Annotated in this window: 14 protein-coding genes; 8 read left to right on the forward strand and 6 right to left on the reverse strand. The window is 65.2% G+C overall.

All coding sequences use genetic code 11. The annotated features are described in order from the left end of the window. Nucleotides 1–20: 20 nt before the first annotated feature. Nucleotides 21–953, reverse strand: a complete 933-nt coding sequence (locus tag BLU32_RS19795; RefSeq protein ID WP_093809804.1) for a LysR family transcriptional regulator — start codon at nucleotides 951–953, stop codon at nucleotides 21–23. A 102-nt stretch (nucleotides 954–1055) separates the two neighbouring features. Between BLU32_RS19795 and BLU32_RS19800 the strand changes: the two genes are divergently transcribed. Together BLU32_RS19800 and BLU32_RS19805 are read left to right on the forward strand one after the other, a co-directional pair. After that, a complete protein-coding gene (locus tag BLU32_RS19800) occupies nucleotides 1056–2696 on the forward strand; it encodes a proton-conducting transporter membrane subunit (RefSeq protein ID WP_093809806.1) in 1641 nt (546 codons plus the stop codon). A gap of 10 nt (nucleotides 2697–2706) precedes the next feature. After that, nucleotides 2707–5145 (forward strand): YbcC family protein, encoded by a 2439-nt coding sequence (locus BLU32_RS19805; RefSeq protein WP_093809808.1) that lies wholly within the window; start codon nucleotides 2707–2709, stop codon nucleotides 5143–5145. 91 nt (nucleotides 5146–5236) lie between these two features. On the opposite strand, the gene BLU32_RS19810 is transcribed toward BLU32_RS19805, so the two are convergent. The 5 genes from BLU32_RS19810 to BLU32_RS19830 all read right to left on the reverse strand — a co-directional run bounded on the left by BLU32_RS19810 (nucleotide 5237) and on the right by BLU32_RS19830 (nucleotide 12605). Next, entirely contained in the window at nucleotides 5237–7036 is a 1800-nt protein-coding gene (locus BLU32_RS19810) for an NAD(P)/FAD-dependent oxidoreductase (protein WP_093811372.1), read from the reverse strand. Between the two features lie 279 nt (nucleotides 7037–7315). Then, nucleotides 7316–9253 carry a sigma-54-dependent Fis family transcriptional regulator gene (locus tag BLU32_RS19815; protein WP_093809810.1) on the reverse strand — a complete coding sequence of 646 codons (1938 nt, stop codon included), beginning with the start codon at nucleotides 9251–9253 and terminating at the stop codon, nucleotides 7316–7318. Nucleotides 9254–9416: 163 nt separating this feature from the next. Further along, nucleotides 9417–10058: a pyridoxamine 5'-phosphate oxidase gene (gene pdxH / locus BLU32_RS19820; RefSeq protein WP_093809812.1), complete on the reverse strand. Its 642-nt coding sequence runs from the start codon at nucleotides 10056–10058 to the stop codon at nucleotides 9417–9419. Between the two features lie 176 nt (nucleotides 10059–10234). Beyond that, nucleotides 10235–11089, reverse strand: a complete 855-nt coding sequence (locus BLU32_RS19825; protein ID WP_093809814.1) for a universal stress protein — start codon at nucleotides 11087–11089, stop codon at nucleotides 10235–10237. A 31-nt stretch (nucleotides 11090–11120) separates the two neighbouring features. Continuing rightward, nucleotides 11121–12605, reverse strand: a complete 1485-nt coding sequence (locus BLU32_RS19830) for a SulP family inorganic anion transporter (RefSeq protein WP_093809816.1) — start codon at nucleotides 12603–12605, stop codon at nucleotides 11121–11123. Between the two features lie 441 nt (nucleotides 12606–13046). Between BLU32_RS19830 and dnaK the strand changes: the two genes are divergently transcribed. The 6 genes from dnaK (at nucleotide 13047) to BLU32_RS19855 (ending at nucleotide 18853) form a co-directional block, all read left to right on the forward strand. After that, on the forward strand, nucleotides 13047–14981 hold the full coding sequence (dnaK, locus tag BLU32_RS19835; RefSeq protein ID WP_093809818.1) for a molecular chaperone DnaK: 1935 nt from the start codon (nucleotides 13047–13049) through the stop codon (nucleotides 14979–14981). 103 nt (nucleotides 14982–15084) lie between these two features. Then, complete coding sequence (locus tag BLU32_RS19840) at nucleotides 15085–15948, forward strand: FkbM family methyltransferase (RefSeq protein ID WP_093809820.1); 864 nt, start codon at nucleotides 15085–15087, stop codon at nucleotides 15946–15948. A 12-nt stretch (nucleotides 15949–15960) separates the two neighbouring features. Further along, nucleotides 15961–17088, forward strand: a complete 1128-nt coding sequence (gene dnaJ, locus BLU32_RS19845) for a molecular chaperone DnaJ (protein WP_093809822.1) — start codon at nucleotides 15961–15963, stop codon at nucleotides 17086–17088. 95 nt (nucleotides 17089–17183) lie between these two features. Beyond that, on the forward strand, nucleotides 17184–17789 hold the full coding sequence (locus BLU32_RS19850; RefSeq protein ID WP_093809824.1) for a class I SAM-dependent methyltransferase: 606 nt from the start codon (nucleotides 17184–17186) through the stop codon (nucleotides 17787–17789). Between the two features lie 163 nt (nucleotides 17790–17952). After that, nucleotides 17953–18339, forward strand: a complete 387-nt coding sequence (locus BLU32_RS21945) for a hypothetical protein (protein WP_157727761.1) — start codon at nucleotides 17953–17955, stop codon at nucleotides 18337–18339. Beyond that, a complete protein-coding gene (locus BLU32_RS19855; protein ID WP_157727762.1) occupies nucleotides 18317–18853 on the forward strand; it encodes an ImmA/IrrE family metallo-endopeptidase in 537 nt (178 codons plus the stop codon). Before BLU32_RS21945 ends, BLU32_RS19855 begins: the two co-directional genes overlap by 23 nt. The last annotated feature ends 44 nt before the right edge of the window (nucleotides 18854–18897 follow it).

Below are 18897 nucleotides of genomic sequence, written 5' to 3' on the forward strand. Positions count from 1 at the left end.
GCAAAAGCAAAACGGCGGGGTCATGCCGGATCGTCGGGGGCGGCGTTTTCGCGCGGTGTGTCGATGGTGTTTCCCTCCACGTCGCGAAGCAGTTCCGCAACCAGCGGATTGGGAAAGCGGCGCGCCTGCGTCACCGCATAGAAGGTCTCACCGAGCGCGGGCAGGCGCGTGGCCTCGATCAGCCGGCCGTCGGCCAGTTCGCCCTCGACGACGATGGGCGGCACAACGGCAAGCCCCATGTCCTCGCGCGCCAGAAGGCGCATCATCGCCATGTCGTCGACCTCCGCCGCGATCCTCGGGCGCAGGCCGAGCCGGTCCGCAAGCGCGTCGAATCCGGTGCGCACGCTGCTTTCCAGCGGCGGCAGGATCACCGGGTTGGCCGCAATCAGCCGGGTCAGGTCGCCGCCATGCGGTTCGGTGCGTTGCGGCGTTCCGACAAGGCTCACCGGTTGTTCGGCCAGACGATGCGTGATCCAGGGGGTGGCGGCATCGCGGGCCGGGGGCTGGTTGATCAGGATGACGTCGAGCCTCAAGGCTTCGAGTGCGGCAATCAACTCGCCAAGGCTGGCGGAGCGCAGCACCACCTCCACGTCTTGGCGCGACAGCAGTGGGCGCAGGAAAGCGACCTGAAAGTTGCGCGAGAGCGTCGACAGAGCGCCCACGCGTATGACCTGGCGCGCCGGTGCACCGCTTCCGGCCAGGGTTGCCATCAGTTCCGAGCCTGAGGCGAAGATCGCATCCGCATGATCGAGCGCGATTCGGCCCGCCTCGGTCAGATGCAATTGCTTGCCGCGCCGGGCGAAGAGCGCATGTCCGACCTGCGCTTCCAGCTTCTGGATCTGCGTCGACAGCGCCGATTGCGAGACGTTCAGCCGCTCGGCCGTGCGCGTGAGGTTGCCCTCATGCGCCACCGCCCAGAAGTAGCGCAGGTGATTGTAGTTCAGGGTCGCCATTCAATCGTTCCTTTATAAAGAACGATAACAGTCAAATAATGAATTTAATAGATCATTTTGCCTCTGCTATGCCCTCGCCAACGGATTGTTCTGGAGGCCCGCATGACCCAGCTTGTCGCTTTTCTCCCCCTCGCCGCACCGATCGCGCTTCTGGTTGCCGCGTGTGTTGCGCTCAACGATCCAAGCATGCGCCCGCGTCATGCGCTTGCGTCCGCCGGCATCGCGTCGATGCTTGCGCTGGGCGCGGCGCTCGCCGGTGTCGCCGTGCTTGTCGGCTCCGGCCCGCTTACATCTCCGCTGATCGGCGCGGGCGGCATCGGTCTGTCGGTGCGGCTCGACGCCCTCAGCGTCGCCATGCTCGCTCTGGTCGCGACCGTCGGCGTGGTGGTGATCCGCTTCAGCGCCACCTATCTCGACGGCGATGCCCGGCAGGGGATCTTCACGGGTAGGCTCTGTCTGACGCTGGCCGCCGTCATGCTGCTGGTGACGAGCGGCAATACGGTCCAGCTCGCGCTCGCCTGGATCGCGACAAGCCTCGCGCTGCACGGGCTTCTGGTCTTCTACGGCGACAGGCCGCGAGCGGTGATTGCCGCGCGCAAGAAGTTCATCGCGGCCCGGCTCGGTGATCTTTTGCTGATCGGGGCGCTGGTGCCGCTGACGCTCGCCTTCGGCACCACCGACATCGCCACGATCCTTCAAGCGGCGCGGGACCTTCCGGCGGCGCCAGCCGGTGTCGGTTTCGCGGCGGTGCTGATCGCGCTCGCCGCCCTGGTCAAGTCGGCGGCTTTCCCGACCCACGGCTGGCTGCCTGAGGTGATGGATACGCCGACGCCCGTCTCCGCGCTCCTGCACGCCGGTATCATCAACGCCGGCGGGTTTCTGGCGATCCGTTTCGCCGATATCCTGGTGCTGTTCACGCCGTCGCTGCATCTGCTTGCGATCGTCGGCGGCTTCACCGCGCTCTTCGGCGCCGTGGTGATGCTGACCCAGACCAGCGTCAAGGTGTCGCTCGCCTGGTCGACGGTGGCGCAGATGGGCTTCATGCTGCTGCAATGCGGGCTGGGCCTCTTCGCGCTCGCCACCCTGCATCTGGTCGCCCATTCGCTCTACAAGGCGCATGCCTTCCTTTCCGCCGGCAGCGCCGCCGAGACGGTCGGCGAGACGCGGGCACTTGCGCTGCTCGCACCCGCGCCGGGCAGGATTGCCGTTGCCGGAGGTCTGGCGCTTGGCGTCACGGTCGCGCTTTCCTTCGGCTTCTCCGCCCTGCTCGGGATTTTTGGGGATGATACCGCAGCCGCAACGGCCGCCGCCTCGCCGCAGGCGATCGCGCTGGGCGCAATCCTGGTCTTCGGTCTGACATTGATGTTGGTGCACGCCGGTCCGAAAGACGGGGCGGGGGCATCCGGTGCGACAGGATCAGCGCCCGCGCTGCCGCTTGGCCGGCTGCTTGCCGTCTGCGTTGCCGTCACGCTCGCCTATCTTGCGCTGCATGCCCTGGCGCAGACGCTCTATGCCGGCGTGCTGCCGCCGCCACCGGTCGTCGATGTCGCGGGGATCGCCGTCATGCTCCTTGCCGTGACCTCCTTCGCCCTGGTGACTGTGTTCCAGCTGGTCGAGCCGGCCCGCGCCGCTTCGCCCGCCTGGCGTGCCGCACGCGTTCATCTTGCCAACGGCCTTTACGTCAACACGCTCTTCAACCGTCTCGCCGGCGCCTACACCGCCCCTGGCCACAGCAAAGCATGAGGATCGAACAATGACCGCTCAGACCAAAGCCCGTGTCGCTGCTGAAGCTGCTTGCGCCCGTGTCGCGCCCGTGTGGCCGCTGCAGTCCTTCGTTGCCGTCAATCCCTATCTGGGGATGGCCGATTTCTCCCTGCCGGAGGCGGCGCAGCGGCTGGCCCGGGTTGCCGGAGCGCGCTCAGTACAGCCGCGCGGCGTCTATTTGGCCGCGCTGGACGCCGGCGACATCGCGCCGGCGGATCTTCTGGCCGCGCGCGCGGCGATGCCGGCGGGAGATCTGCCTGCCGACGCGGCGTCGCTGATCGGATTGGCGCGCGATCTGCCCGAGACCGACGCAAAGCCGTTGCCGACGCTCGTGGACCTCGCCGGCCAGACGCAGGGGCGTGCATGGGCGGATGTCGTGACGGACCGGATTTCCGCCTATGCGGCGACGGCCTTCGATGCCGGACAGGCGGCCTGGGCACGGCCCGTCGACGGTCTTTACGCCGGCTGGTTGTTGGACGCGCGGATCGACCGGACGCCGGATGTCGCAGGCCTCACCGGCCTGCGGACGCAGTTCGCCGCCCTGCCCGAAACGACGGCGGCGCTTGTTGAGGAGGCCGCCGCAGAGCTTGGTCTTCCGGGCGATGCGCTGGAGCTCTATTTCCACCGGCTGCTGATGAGCGTCGGCGGCTGGGCGGCTTTCGCGCGGCACGCCGCCTGGCAGGCGGGGCTTGAGGGCAGGAGCGACGACACGCCCTTGCAGCTTCTCGCCATCCGGCTTGCCTATGAGATCGCGGTGCTGCGGGCGACCGCGGATACTCCGGCCGTGGTCGAGGGATGGAAGGCGGCGGCCGCCGCCTATGCCGCCAGCGAACAGCCCGCGCGGGCGCTGCAGCTCGATTGCCTGTTGCAGACGGCGCTGGAGCGGGCGGACGCGCGTCGGCTGGCACGGGATCTGGAGGCCAGCAACACGGCCGCGCCCGTCTCGTCGAATGCGCCGGCGCGGCCCGACGTGCAGGCGGTCTTCTGCATCGATGTGCGCTCCGAGGTCTACCGGCGGTCGCTGGAGAGCGTCGCGCCGAGAATCGAAACGCTCGGTTTTGCCGGCTTCTTCGGCTTTGCCATTTCCTACAAGCGCACGGAAGACGACACGGGCAGCGCGCGTTGCCCCGTGCTTCTGGCGCCGCAGGCCTTCGTCTGCGAGGCCGTGCCGGCGGAGGAAGCCACAGCACAGCGCATCGAGCGGGCAGCCTTGACGAAGCGGATGGCGTCTGCCTGGACGGCGTTCAAGCTCGCGGCCGTTTCCTCCTTCGCTTTTGTCGAGACGGCGGGACTTGCCTATCTCGGCAAGCTTGCCGCCGATGGCTTCGGATGGACATCGCGGCCGGATGCGCGGCTTGCCGACGCGCCGCCGGCGCTTGCGACGTCCACCGACTCCGGTCGGGCGACCGGCCTTTCGCTGGAGCAGCGCATCGCGGCGGCGGAAGGCGCGCTAAGGGGCATGTCTCTGACCGACGGCTTTGCCCGGATCGTTTTCCTCGTCGGTCATGGCGCGACCAGCCGCAACAACCCGCATGCCCACGGGCTCGACTGCGGCGCCTGCGGCGGCCAGTCGGGTGAGGCCAACGCGCGGGTCGCGGCCGCCGTTCTGAACGATCCGGAGGTGCGGGCAGCACTGGCGGAGCGCGGCATCGCGCTCCCCGACGACACGGTGGCGGTCGCCGGTCTGCACGACACCACCACCGACCGGGTCGCGATCCTCGATCCCGAGACGGTCCCGCCCTCCCATGCGGACGATCTCGCCCGGCTCGAGGAGGCGCTTGCCGCGGCCGGTGAACTGACGCGGGCGGAGCGGTCGCTGCGGATTGCCGGATCGACCGCCGAAACGCTCAAGGCGCGGGCCGCCGACTGGGCGCAGGTGCGGCCCGAGTGGGGGCTGGCCGGCTGTTCCGCCTTCATCGCCGCGCCGCGCGCGCGCACCGCCGGTGTCGATCTCGGCGGGCGGGCGTTCCTGCACACCTACGACTGGACGAAGGACGAGGGCTTCGGCGTGCTGGAGGTGGTGATGACAGCGCCGATGGTGGTCGCCAGCTGGATCAACCTTCAGTACTACGGCTCCAGCGTCGATCAGACGGTCTTCGGCTCCGGCAACAAGGTGCTGCACAATGTCGTCGGCGGCATCGGCGTTCTGGAGGGCGGCGGCGGCGATCTCAGGGTCGGCTTGCCGTTCCAGTCGCTGCATGACGGGGAAAGGGAAGCCCATGCGCCGCGGCGGCTGTCGGTGGTGATCGAGGCGCCGCAGCAGGCGATCCGCGACGTGATCGCGCGTCAGGAAGGCGTCAGGCAGCTGCTCGACAGCGGCTGGGTCTCGCTCTTCGTGATGGACGGCGAAGGCAGGATTTCGGCGCGCTACGCCGGCGATCTCGCCTTCGAGGACTGGAGCGAGATCGCTCTTGCAAAGGCCGCCTGACCGACGGCGGGAGAACCCTTCAGACACACACAAAAGAACCGGGCGCGGGGAGATATCTCCGCGCCCGTCGCCGTTTCAGGCCGAACAGGCATCAGCCCCTGTGGTGCACCTCCTGCAGCCCGTAGACGGGCGTCGGAATGCCCTCCATCCGGGCCTTGAGCTGCAGCGCGAGGTAGAGCGAATAGTGCCGCGACTGATGCAGGTTGCCGCCGTGGAACCACAGCGATTGCACCTGTGTCGGCTTCCACATGTTGCGCTGCTCGCCTTCCCAGGGGCCCGGATCCTTCGGCGTGTCGGAGCCAAGACCCCAGCATTTGCCGACCCTGTCCGCGACCTCCTGGCTGATGAGGTCGGCGGCCCAGCCGTTCATCGAGCCGTAGCCGGTGGCATAGACGATGAGATCGGCGGGAAGCTCCGTCCCGTCGTCGAGCTTCACGCCGGTCTCGGTGATCTCGCTCACCTGTCCGGACTTGAGCTTGACCTCGCCGTCGATGATCAGCTGGCTGGCGCCGACGTCGATGTAATAGCCCGAGCCGCGCCGGAGGTACTTCATGAAGAGGCCCGAGCCGTCCGCGCCCCAGTCGAGCTGGAAGCCGGCCTTTTCGAGGCCTTCGTAGAAGTCGGCGTCGCGCTTCTTCATCTCCTCGTAGAGCGGGATCTGGAACTCGTGCATGATCCTGTAGGGCAGCGAGGCGAAGATCATGTCCGCCTTCTGCGTAGTGACGCCGTTGGCCACCGCCTGCTCGGAGTAGAGCCCGCCGAGACCGACCTCCATCAGCGTATTGGAGCGCACGATATGCGTTGAGGACCGCTGCACCATGGTGACGTCGCAATCGTTCTCCCAAAGGGCGGCGCAGATATCGTGGGCGGAGTTGTTGGAGCCGATCACCACGGCTTTCTTGCCGCGATAGGCATCCGGACCCGGGTGCTTGGAGGAATGGTGCTGGTCGCCCTTGAAGCGCTCCATGCCGGGAAAGTCCGGCACATTCTCCTTGCCGGACATGCCGGTCGCCAGCACCAGCTCCTTCGGACGCAACACGATTTCCTTGCCGTCGCGTTCCACGGTCACGATCCATTCGCGCGCCTTTTCGTCGTAGCGGGCGGATTTGGCGGTGGTCGACGACCAGTAGTTCAGCTCCATGATGCGGGTGTACATCTCCAGCCAGTCGCCGATCTTGTCCTTGGGCGCGAACACCGGCCAGTTCGGCGGGAACGGCAGATAGGGCAGGTGGTCGTACCAGACCGGATCGTGCAGGCAGAGCGACTTGTAGCGGTTGCGCCAGCTGTCGCCGGCGCGCGGGTTCTTCTCGATGATGATGGTGGGCACGCCGAGTTGGCGCAGCCGCGCACCGAGCGCGATGCCGCCCTGACCGCCGCCGACGATCACCGTATGCGGCTGGGTCTCGAAGCCGAGCGTACGCGCTTCCTCCTCGCGCGCCTCCGCCCAGGACTTGGAATTCTTCGCCGCGCCGTGGCGCGCGCCGAGCGGGCGTTCGAAGCCGAGCGGCTCCTCATGGCCCTTCAGCTCTGTCATCGCGGTCAAGAGCGTCCAGATCAGGCCGTCCTTGAGCCGCATCAGGCCGAAGCCGCGCGCGACAGCGGTCTCGAAGGTGATCCATGCCGTGACAACGCCGTCGGCCTCGCTGGCGTCCTCGCCCTCGGCAAGTTGCCAGGCGGCCGGCTTTGCGGTTGCAAGCTGGGACGAGAGCATCTCCCGGATCTCGTCCTTTCCCTCCATCGTCTTGAGGTTCCAGGTGAAGGTGACGAGATCGCGCCAGTAGCAATCCTCCTGGAACAGCGCCACGGCCCGTTCGATGTCATTGGCGCTCAGTGCCTCGTCCAGCGAGGACAGCGCGCCCTGGGCCCTGGCGTTCGGCGATGTATCGAGCATTCGGTTCCCTCCCATGGGATCTATCGGGTTTGTTTTGCGCATGTCGTCGGCGAGATCGCCAGCATCCGCTGCCATACGGACAGCAAGCCCTGTGCCAGCCGGAAACACACCGGGCGGCGGAGACGGTACGATTGAAAAGTCAGGGAAATTCAGGTCGTCGCATGCCGGGGCATGGCGTGGACGCGCAAACGACTGTGGCGCGCAACACTGTGGCGCCATGGCGCGCAACAGCAAGGGTCGGCCGGTCGCGGGCCGGGGGAGCGGCCCGAAAGGGGCGTGTCAGGTCCTCAGGCCAAGGCGGCGCATGCGGCGGTAGACGGTGGTGCGGTCGACGCCCAGATGCCGGGCGGCGGCGCTGATGTTGCCGTCGCAGACCGCCAGCACGCCGGCAAGTTCGGATGCGTTCGTCACCGCGCCTGGCCGGCGCGGCATCGTCTCGGGCGGAGCGGCGGGCGCGGTCTCGCGGGGTGGATGCTCGCCCGGATCCGGCAGATCATCCGGAGTGATTGTCGCATCCTCGCACATCGCCGCCGCGACGTTGAGGACATTGACGAGTTCGCGAATGTTGCCCGGCCAGTCGCGGCGGATCAGGGCGAGCCGCGCCGCCGGGTCCAGCCGGGGGCGCCGGCTGCGTCCATCGCCGAGCCCGGCAAGAAGCCGGTCGAGCAGCCACTCGAAGTCGGTGCGCGCGCGCAAGGGCGGCAATGCCAGCGTGGCTGCGGCAACGCGGTAGAAAAGATCGTGGCGGAACCGCCCCGTTTCCAGCAGCGCGGCGAGGTCCTGGTTGGTCGCGGAGATCGTCTTCACCCGCACCGGCCGTGCCCGCGCCTCGCCGAGCCGGGTCACTTCGCCTTCGGAGAGCACGCGCAACAGCCGGCCCTGCAGGGCGAGCGGCATGTCGCCGATTTCATCCAGAAACAGCACGCCGCCATTGGCTTCCTCGATCAGCCCCGGGCGGCCTTTCGACAGGGCTCCGGAAAAGGCGCCCGGTGCATGGCCGAACAATTCGCCCTCGATCAGCGCTTCGGGTATGGCGGCGCAATTCACCGCGACGAAGGGACCGGCTTTTTTCCGGCTCTGGTGCAGGGCGCGCGCCAGCCGTTCCTTTCCGCTGCCGGTCTCTCCGGTGATCAGGATCGGCAGCGGCTCGTCGGCAAGCCGCGCCGCCTTGAGCTGAAGCGCTTTCATGGCCGCGTCGTCGCCGCACAGTTGCTGGAGCGGCGCGGGGATCGCGTGTCCGCTCGTCCTTGCGGTCTGCCGCAGGTTCGTTGGCGCGATCGCATGGCAGAAGATCGCCGAACCGTCCTTCAGCCGGGCAATGCGGTCTTCCGCCGCGCGTCCGCGTGTCAGCGCCGGCAGGTCGTCGATGCCGATGTCGAAGAAATCGCTGAGCGGCGCGCCGACATAGGCGGAGGGTGCGCGCAGCCCCTTGCCGTCGGCCCGGCCCAGGATCGAGGCCGCGTCATGGGTGAGGCCGATGATCCGTCCGGAAGCGTCGAGCGCGATGGCGGCTTCCGGGTCGACGTCGAGAAACTCCGGCGAATGGGCGAGCCGCAACACCCAGTCGCGCCGCATGGTCGCCATCAGGTTGGCCAGTTCGATGCGGCGCACCGAGGCGGTCACCAGATGCAGCGCCAGGTGCTGGCTCGCCTTGGGTTGCGGCGAGCGCAGCAGCGAGATGTCGAGCACGGCGGAAAGATTTCCGCCGGTGTCGAAGATTGGCGCGGCGGTGCAGCTCAGCGGCGTGTGGGCGACATCGAAGTGGTCGCTTTGGTGAATGGTCATCGGCTGGCCGGTGGCGATGCAGGCGCCGACCCCGCAGGTGCCGACGAGGTCTTCCGACCAGTCGGCGCCGAGATACAGCCCGGCGCGACGCAGGTCGTCCTCGAAGGCCGGATCGCCGAAATAGTCGACCGTGATCCCGGCGCGATCCGCCAGCAGAAGCACATAGTTCTGTCCCGCCACCTGGCGGAACAGGTTTTCAAGGCCGCTGCGGGCAATCGAGATCAGCCGCTCCGACTGCTCGCGATGCGCGCGCAACTGGTTGTCGGGCACGATATAGGCCGGTTTCGACCGGGCGGGGTCCAGCCCGTGCTCGCGCACGCAGCGTTTCCAGGACGCCACGACAACGTCGTCGCGAGTCGATACCTGCCCGCTCAGGACGCGTTCGATTTCGGTGATATGCGCCACCTGGGGCGATGAGGATCTCTGTCCCATGATCGACCGTCCGCTCCTCCCGTTCGCGGATCCAATCGTCAAAGTAGAGCACGGCACGGCTTCTCGCGTCCACTCTCAACGCGGCGGACGGATCCGGGGACTGTTCGGGGAAGGGGCGGCCGCGGGCCCGACAGACGGTTGCGGCGTGGCAAACCGTTTCAAGTCAGGGATAGAGACGTTCGGTCGTCCAGGATCCTTCCGGCGTATCGCGGCGGAAGATGTGCCGGTCATGAAGGCGGAAGGGTTTGTCCATCCAAAACTCGATGTAGACCGGCCTGATCCGGTATCCGGTCCAGTGCGGCGGGCGCGGCACCTCACTGAGGCCAAAGCGGGCGGCCTGGCGCGCCACGGCCTTTTCCAGCGCGAAGCGGCTTTCCAGCGGGCGCGACTGCTGGCTCGCCCAGGCGCCGATGCGGCTGTCGCGGGCACGCGAGGCGAAATAGGCGTCGGCTTCGCCATCGGACACGCGTTCGACGGGCCCGCGGAAGCGCACCTGACGGCGCAGCGACTTCCAGTGCAGCACGCCGGCGGCCTGCATGTTTTGGGAAAGCTCGACGCCCTTTTGCGATTCCGTGTTGGTGTAGAAGACGAAACCGGCGGTGTCGAACCCCTTCAGCAGAACCATGCGCACGTCCGGCAGTCCGTCGGCGCCGGAGGTGGCGAGCGCCATCGCGTTCGCGTCGTTCGGCTCCTTCGTTTCCGCCAGCGCCAGCCATTCCCCGAACAGCGTGAAAGGGTCGCCCTCGGCAACGCGGTTCTCAAGGTCCCTGGCGTCTCGTTCGGCGGTGTCGGCATCGCGCGTCATCTCGGGTCCTGACCTTCTCTTCAAAGCGGGCGGATCTGTCTGGCGGGAAGCGGTCGCGACGTGTCGCGACCGTTCGTTGCCTATGTATAGCGTGTGTTCCGTCAACGGCCAGAGCGGAACCGGGCTTTGCTCCCAAACGGCGTGGGTGAAGATCCAGTGCCCCGATGTGCGGGGCCTTAGCGGAAGAGCAGCACCGGAACCTTGCAGGAGCGGATCATCTCCGTCGTCGTCGAGCCGATGATCAGCGAGCGAATGCGCGAATGGCCGTAGGCGCCCATCACCAGCAGGTCGATGTCTTCGGAATCCACCGTCGCCGCAATGGCCGCATCCGCCTGGCCCTGCACGATGCCGGCGCGCACCTCGTAGCCGCCGGCTTCCAGCGTCGCGGTGGCGTTGTCGAGCTTGCGGCGGGTTTCGGCGTTGTCGGCACCGACGGTCAGCAGCCGGCATTCCAGCCCGGCAAAGATCCTGGAGCGGGCGATGTGGTCGATCGCCTTCATGCTGCTCGTGCCGCCGTCATAGGCGACCAGAAACCGCTTGATCGGCTTGAAGGCACGCGCGGCGACCAACACCGGCCGGGTCGAGGATCGCACGATGCGCTCCAGGTTCGAGCCGAGGTGCAGCTTGGCGAAATCCGCCGCCTCGCCACGCTTGCCGATGACGACGAGGTCCGCGTCGGCCTCCACATCCGCCAGCGTTTCGACGATGTCGCCGGTGCGCAGCCGTGTGGTCACGTCGCTGATGCCGTCCTCCTCCAGGAAGCGCTTTGCGTCGTCGAGAATCGCGCGGCCGCGCTTTTGCGACAGTTTCGCCATTTGCGCATCGAGGTCGGACAGTTCGTTGAGGAGGGTGGTTCGGGCCCCGAGCGCGATGTTGCCGGAAAGGTTCGCGGCCCCGCCTTCCGCCTGGCGGCGGCCGAGCACATGCAGCACCTCCACCGAGGCGTCGTTGCGCTTGGCGATCCAGGCGGCGTGGTCGCACACGCTGTGGGAATAAAGCGAGCCATCCACCAGGGCGATCAGCTTCGACATGTTGCAGTCCTTTTCGGTGTCGGTTTCGCTCTCAGTGGCCCATCAGCCGCTCGAGCGCGTCCGGCTTGTCGTGCAGGGCGAGCTTGTCGACGATGGTCTCGCTCGCTTCGTTGATGCCGACGATTTCCACGTCGGCGCCCTCGCGGCGGAACTTCAACACCACCATGTCGAGCGCGGCAACCGCCGAGATGTCCCAGATGTGCGCGCGGCTCACGTCGATCGTGACCCGTTCCAGCACTTCCTTGAAGTCGAAGGCGGCGGTGAAGGCGTCGGCGGAGGCGAAGAACACCTGCCCCTCGACCAGATAGGCGCGGGCCCGTCCGTCGTCGGACAGCGTCGAGGTGACACGGAAGATCTGTGCGATCTTCCAGGCGAAGAAGATGCCCGACAAGAGCACACCGATCACCACGCCGATGGCGAGATTGTGGGTCACGACGACGCCGGCGACCGTGGCCACCATAACGATGGAGGAGGAGCGGGGATGGTCGCGCAGGTTCTTGATCGACGACCAGCTGAACGTGCCGATCGACACCATGATCATGATCGCGACGAGCGCAGGCATGGGGATCTGTTTCACCCAGTCGCCGAGCACGACGATCAGGAAGAGCAGGATCACGCCGGCGGCGAAGGTCGACAGCCGTCCCCGGCCGCCCGATTTCACGTTGATCATCGACTGGCCGATCATCGCGCAGCCCGCCATGCCGCCGATGAAGCCGGTGGCGGTGTTGGCGACGCCCTGGCCGATGCATTCCTGGTTCTTGTCGCTGTTGGTGTCGGTGAGATCGTCGACGATGGAGGCCGTCATCAGCGATTCCAGCAGGCCGACGGCGGCGACGGCTGCGGAATAGGGCAGGATGATCATCAGCGTTTCCAGCGTCAGCGGGATTTGCGGCAGCAGGAAGATGGGCAGCGTGTCGGGCAGTTCGCCCATGTCGCCGACGGTGCGTACGTCGAAGCCGAAAAAGATCGCCGCTGCCGTCAAGACGAGAATGCAGACCAGCGGCGAGGGCACCGCCGTGGTCAGGCGCGGAAACAGGTAGATGATCGCAAGGCCGGCGGCGACCATCGCATAGGTCAGCCAGGTCACACCGATCAGTTCCGGCAATTGCGCCATGAAAATCAGGATCGCCAGCGCATTGACGAAGCCGGTCATCACGGAACGCGAGACGAAGCGCATCACGTCGCCGAGCCGGAGCATGCCCGCGACGATCTGCATGAGCCCGGCGAGCACGGTGGCGGCGAGCAGGTATTGCAGCCCGTGCTCCTTGACCAGCGTGACCATCAAAACGGCCGTGGCCGCGGTCGCGGCGGAGATCATGCCCGGACGTCCGCCGACGATTGCGGTGATCACGGCGATCGAGAAGGACGCATAGAGGCCGACCTTGGGATCGACGCCGGCGATGATGGAAAAGGCGATGGCCTCGGGAATCAGGGCCAGTGCCACCACCAGGCCTGCGACCAGATCGCGACGCACATTGCCGGTCCACTGGTCGCGGTAGGCGAGGAGTGAGAACATGAAGCATCCAATTCTGTGCGCGCGATTAAGGGCCGCCGACACGTGTCGTTGTGGATTGATGGGCGCAGGGAACGGTCGGGGCGCGACAGATCCGCCTGCGCCCCGCGATCGCGTGGGTTTTAGGGCGAAGCCTGCTGCATTGCAACAACACGGCGCACCGCGAGGGGCGACCCACTTTGCCACAGGCAGCGGAGACGGGAAACGGCGGGCGGACCCGTGGCGGCGCGAAGCCGGTCGGCGCCTGTGCCTTGCGGTGCGCCGAGCAGCCACTTATATAGCGAGCACATCTTGTCACCAGGCGCCTGCGCATCACATCGTAGGGGCTTCGGGGACAAATCCGAATGCATTGATACAAAGCACTCGCATCAGGACGCACTGACATAGGGACCGGCCCGATGCCGCAACGGGTCCGACCGGTCTGCTGACAAGGAGAAGTAAGAAATGGCAAAGGTCATCGGTATCGACCTCGGCACGACCAACTCGTGCATTGCTGTCATGGACGGCAAGACCCCCAAGGTTATCGAGAATTCCGAAGGCGCGCGCACAACGCCGTCGATGGTGGCGTTTTCCGACGATGGCGAGCGCCTCGTCGGCCAGCCGGCCAAGCGCCAGGCCGTCACCAACCCGACCGGCACGCTGTTCGCCGTGAAGCGCCTGATCGGCCGCCGCTACGACGACCCGACGGTCGCCAAGGACAAGGACCTCGTCCCCTATTCCATCGTCAAGGCGGACAATGGCGACGCATGGGTAGAGGCGGACGGCGAAAAATATTCGCCCTCGCAGGCCTCCGCCTTCATCTTGCAGAAGATGAAGGAAACCGCCGAGAGCTACCTTGGCGAGACGGTCAGCCAGGCGGTCATTACCGTTCCGGCCTATTTCAACGACGCGCAGCGCCAGGCGACCAAGGACGCCGGCAAGATCGCCGGCCTCGAGGTGCTTCGCATCATCAACGAGCCGACGGCGGCAGCCCTTGCCTATGGCCTCGACAAGAACGACGGCAAGACCATCGCGGTCTATGACCTTGGCGGCGGCACCTTCGACGTGTCGATCCTCGAGATCGGCGACGGCGTGTTTGAGGTGAAGTCCACCAACGGCGACACGTTCCTTGGCGGTGAAGACTTCGACATGCGTCTGGTCGATTACTTTGCGGCCGAGTTCAAGAAGGACCAGGGCATCGACCTGAAGGGTGACAAGCTCGCGCTGCAGCGGCTCAAGGAAGCCGCCGAGAAGGCGAAGATCGAACTGTCCTCCTCGTCGCAGACCGAGATCAACCTGCCGTTCATCACGGCGGATGCATCCGGCCCCAAGCACCTGACGATGAAGCTGACCCGGGCCAAGTTCGAATCGCTCGTCGACGATCTCGTCCAGCGCACGATCGAGCCTTGCAAGGCAGCGCTCAAGGATGCCGGCATCGCGGCCGGTCAGATCGACGAAGTGGTTCTCGTCGGCGGCATGACCCGCATGCCCAAGATCCAGGAAGTCGTGACGAATTTCTTCGGCAAGGAAGCCCACAAGGGTGTGAACCCCGATGAGGTCGTGGCGATGGGCGCGGCCATTCAGGCCGGTGTGCTGCAGGGCGACGTCAAGGACGTGCTGCTTCTCGACGTGACGCCGCTGTCGCTGGGCATCGAGACGCTGGGGGGTGTCTTCACCCGCCTGATCGACCGCAACACGACGATCCCGACGAAGAAGGGCCAGACTTTCTCCACCGCCGAGGACAACCAGACCGCCGTGACGATCCGGGTGTTCCAGGGCGAGCGCGAGATGGCCTCCGACAACAAGATGCTCGGCCAGTTCGATCTGGTCGGCATCCCGCCTGCGCCGCGCGGCGTGCCGCAGGTCGAGGTCGCCTTCGACATCGACGCCAACGGCATCGTCAACGTGTCGGCCAAGGACAAGGGCACCGGCAAGGAGCAGCAGATCCGGATCCAGGCATCCGGCGGTCTCTCCGATTCCGACATCGACCAGATGGTCAAGGACGCCGAGGCCCATGCCGACGAGGACAAGAAGCGCAAGGAACTTGTCGAGGCCCGCAATCAGGGCGAGGCTCTGGCCCATTCGACCGAAAAGTCGCTGAAGGACTATGGCGACAAGGTTTCGGATGAGGACAAGAGCGCTATCGAGTCCGCCGTCACCGAGCTGAAGAGCGCGCTTGAGGGCGAGGATCTGGAGGCGATCCAGGCCAAGACCCAGGCGCTGTCCGAGGTCTCCATGAAGCTGGGCGAGGCCATGTACAAGGCGGCCCAGGCGGAAGAAGAGGCCGGACAATCCGCTGAGGGGAGCGAAGACGCGCCCAAGGCCGATGACGATGTCGTCGATGCCGACTTCGAGGAAGTCAGCGACGACGACGACAAGAACGACAAGAAGTCGGCCTGATCGACGAACCGAACCGGCGCAGTCCCCATCAGGGGCTGCGCCGTCTTCGTTTGCGGCCCGGCCGCTTTTCTCGACACTTCTAACGGAACTGGGACACGGGGGCATGACGCCGCGTTCGCTCGATCCTCCCTTTGGTGCCTATGCCTTTTCCGGGCCGCTGGAATCCGTTCGCCGGATCGCGGCGCTCATGCCGCGCAACCGTTTCGGGCGGCTGTGCGTTTCCGCGATCCGCCGATTGTGCGTTCGCGGCCGTCCCGGTCCTTTCGATGTCGAGGTGTTTCCCACCATCCGCGCCCGGCTCTATCCGGCGTCCAACCGATGCGAGAAGCGGGCCGTCGCCGGCGTTCAGCTCTTCGATTTCGGCGAGCGTGGAGCTCTGCGCGATGCGCTGTCCGGGTCGGAGACGTCGCCGTTTGTCTTCGTCGACCTCGGCGCCAATGTCGGGCTCTACAGCCTGTGGATGGTTTCCGTCGCCCGTGCGGTGAAGCGCCCGTTTCAGGGACTGGCGGTCGAGCCTGACCCGGAGACCCGTGCGCGTCTTGAGACCAATCTCGCCGCGTCCGGCGCGTCGGGGGATGTCGCTGTTGCACCCGTTGCGGTCGGCGAGACCGCCGGCCGGGGAACAATCGTGGCGCACGGCCAGAACCGGGGCGAGCACATGGTTCGCGCGGCCGAGACCGCAGACACCGACACCGTAGAGATCCTTACCGTGCAGGACATCTGCGCGCGGCACGGGATCGCGCGGATCGATGCGATGAAAATTGATCTCGAAGGCCATGACGAGGGCGCGTTGCGCGGTCTGTTTGGCGCCGCGCCGCAAACGCTGTGGCCGGAACTGATCGTCGTGGAAGCCGGCAAGGGATCCGAACTGCCTCCGGTGGTGCGCCTTTGCCTCGACAATGGATACCGGCTCGATCGCCGCACGCGGTTGAACGCGCTGCTGACGCGCGCGTCCCGCCCAAGCTGATGGAACGACCGAATGGAAAAGCGTGATTACTACGAGGTTCTGGGCGTCTCCCGCGATGCCGACGGCACGGTGCTGAAAAGCGCCTATCGCAAGCTCGCGATGCAATACCATCCCGACCGCAATCCCGGCGATGCCGAAGCCGAGGGCCGCTTCAAGGAAGTGAGCGAGGCCTATGACACGCTGAAGGACAGCCAGAAGCGTGCCGCCTATGACCGCTTCGGCCATGCCGCCTTTGAAAACGGCGGGTTCGGGGCGCAGGGCGGCGGCCATCCGGGCGACTTCGCCTCCGCAATGTCCGACATCTTCGACGAGTTCTTCGGCATGGGCGGGGGGCGCCGCGCCGGCGGCCGCGATCGCGGCGCGGACCTGCGCTACAATCTCGAGATCTCGCTGGAAGATGCCTTCACCGGCAAGTCGGTCGAGATTGATGTTCCGACCTCGGTGTCCTGCGAGGCCTGTTCCGGGTCGGGCGCCAAGCCTGGCAGTTCGCCGACCACCTGCCGCACCTGTGGCGGCGCCGGGCGGGTCCGTGCCTCGCAGGGTTTCTTTACGCTCGAACGGGCCTGCGCGGCCTGTCAGGGGCGTGGGCAGGTGATCTCCGATCCTTGCGGCGACTGCGGCGGCGCCGGGCGCAAGACCGTCAACCGCAACCTGTCGGTGAGTATCCCGGCGGGGATCGAGGACGGCACCCGTATCCGTCTTGGGGGCGAGGGCGAGGCCGGGCTGCGGGGCGGCCCCTCGGGCGATCTTTATATCTTCCTCTCCATTCGTCCGCATGCCTTCTTCCAGCGCGACGGCGCGGATCTTTATTGCCGCGTGCCGATTTCCATGACGACGGCGGCGCTCGGCGGTCAGTTCGAGGTGCCGACGCTTGGCGGCGAGATGACCCGCGTCAAGGTTCCCGAAGGGACCCAGGCCGGCAAGCAGTTCCGGCTGCGCGGCAAGGGCATGCCGGTGATGCGGTCGCAAAGCTTCGGCGACACCTATATCCAGGTCACGGTTGAAACCCCGACGAACCTCACCAAACGCCAGCGCGAGCTGCTTGCCGAGTTCGAGGAGGAATCCTCCGGCGACACCCATCCCGAATCCCATGGTTTCTTTGCCAAGGTGAAGGACTTTCTGGACAACCTGGGAACATAGCGGGCTGCGACCGACAGGGTTCTGCGGTCGATGCCTTGAATTCGCCATGGGGTGCGCGCACTTATGGCAAAATCGTTTTTGCAAGGAATTTCAGGATGCTCGAGGTTTCCGCCCGCAAGGTCAAAGGGTTTTCCGCCAAGCTTGCAGATGAGGTTCGTTTCATCCGAAGCTGGGCGGAAAACCCGCTGACAACAGGCGCCGTCAGCCCGTCCGGTCCTGATCTGACCCGTCGCATGGCGGATGTCATCGAGGTCGAGCGGACAGGTCCGGTGCTTGAAATCGGGCCCGGCACCGGCGTGGTCACCCATGCCATCCTCGAGCGCGGCATTCACCCGTCCCGCGTCATTGCGCTGGAATACAACGACGGCTTCTGCGCGCTTCTGCGTCGCCGCTACCCGGACATGACCGTGGTCCGGGGCGACGCCTACAAGCTGCGCGAGATGCTGGCCGATGTGCCGGAGGGTTCGCTCGCCAGCATCGTCTCCTCCATGCCGCTGTTTTCACGTCCGAAGAAAGAACGCCGTGCGCTCCTCATGCAGGCGTTCGAACTGCTGCCGCCGGGCGCGCCCTTCATCCAGTTTTCCTACGCGCTGGTGCCGCCGATCCCGGCCGAGCCGGAGCTGTTTTCCATCGAGCGCAGCGGCTGGATACTCCGGAACCTTCCGCCCGCACGCGTCTGGGTCTACCGCAAGACGGTGTGAAATCTGCAATTCGCTAACTTTCCAAAGCCAACACTTTCGCAAAAAGCGTTTCTTTTTGCGAAAGTGTTGGCTTGAAAATCTTATTTGAAATTGCGTGTATTTTAATTATCGTAAAATTATAACGCGAATGAAATTTTGTTCCGTACGAATACGGAGAAGAAATTTGACGTCTGTGCAGGAGATGAAAGACGAACTGCAGTCGCTTATAGACCGAGCGAAGTCCGCCGCAGAGCAAGCTGAGGCACAAAGTGCCTTGTATGCGGTAGCGGTTGCGGCTCAAACGCACAGATTGGATTTGGTGTCCGTACTGCTCGCGATCATAGCGATCCTCCTCGCAATTGGAGGGTTAGCTGGCTTTTTTGAAATTCGATATAGGGCAAGAATTGCTGCGCAAGAAACAGCTCGTAGCGAATGCCGTACTATTGCGGCTGATCTGTTGAACAATTATGTTAATGATGAATTGCCTGATAAGGTCCGAAGATCGGTTGAATTGATCTTTCAGGAAAGAGATGGAAACGGAGGCGACTATGGAGAACAGGATACGAGTTAAGTCCAATCTTGACATCCTGTCGGAGTTTGCATCTCGGTATCCAGTAGACGTGAAGGCGGCCGCAGAGGCTATTGGCGTGCGCGTTTTTTATGATGAATTGCCGGCAGGCATGTCAGGGAAAATTCAACGTGACGAGAACGGTAAATATTACATTGTAGCAAATATAAACGAGCCTGACGAGCGTCAGAGGTTTACGATTGCCCATGAGCTTGGCCACTATATTTATCACCGTTCTTTGATAGGCGATGGGGTGTCAGATTCCCCAGCATACCGAGCGCTGGATGAGTCGGTATACGAAACGACGCCCCTTGAGCGATTTCACGAGACGCAAGCTAATCGTTTTGCCGCAAATCTTCTTATGCCCCGAGCGCTGTTGAGGAAAGCAGAGGCAGAACACCCCGACGCCGACCCTAGAAGGCTGGCAGCGTTTTTTGGAGTGTCTGAAGATGCAATGCGGATCAGGCAAGGGTTGCCTACAAAAAGGCAAAAGGCCTTACAAGAAGAAGCTCTATAAGCTCTAGTCTCTAGTAGCTGAGCTACAAGTGCAGTCGTAGAGTC

Origin of the sequence: Stappia sp. ES.058 (assembly GCF_900105595.1) — a bacterium.
Lineage (GTDB): Bacteria > Pseudomonadota > Alphaproteobacteria > Rhizobiales > Stappiaceae > Stappia.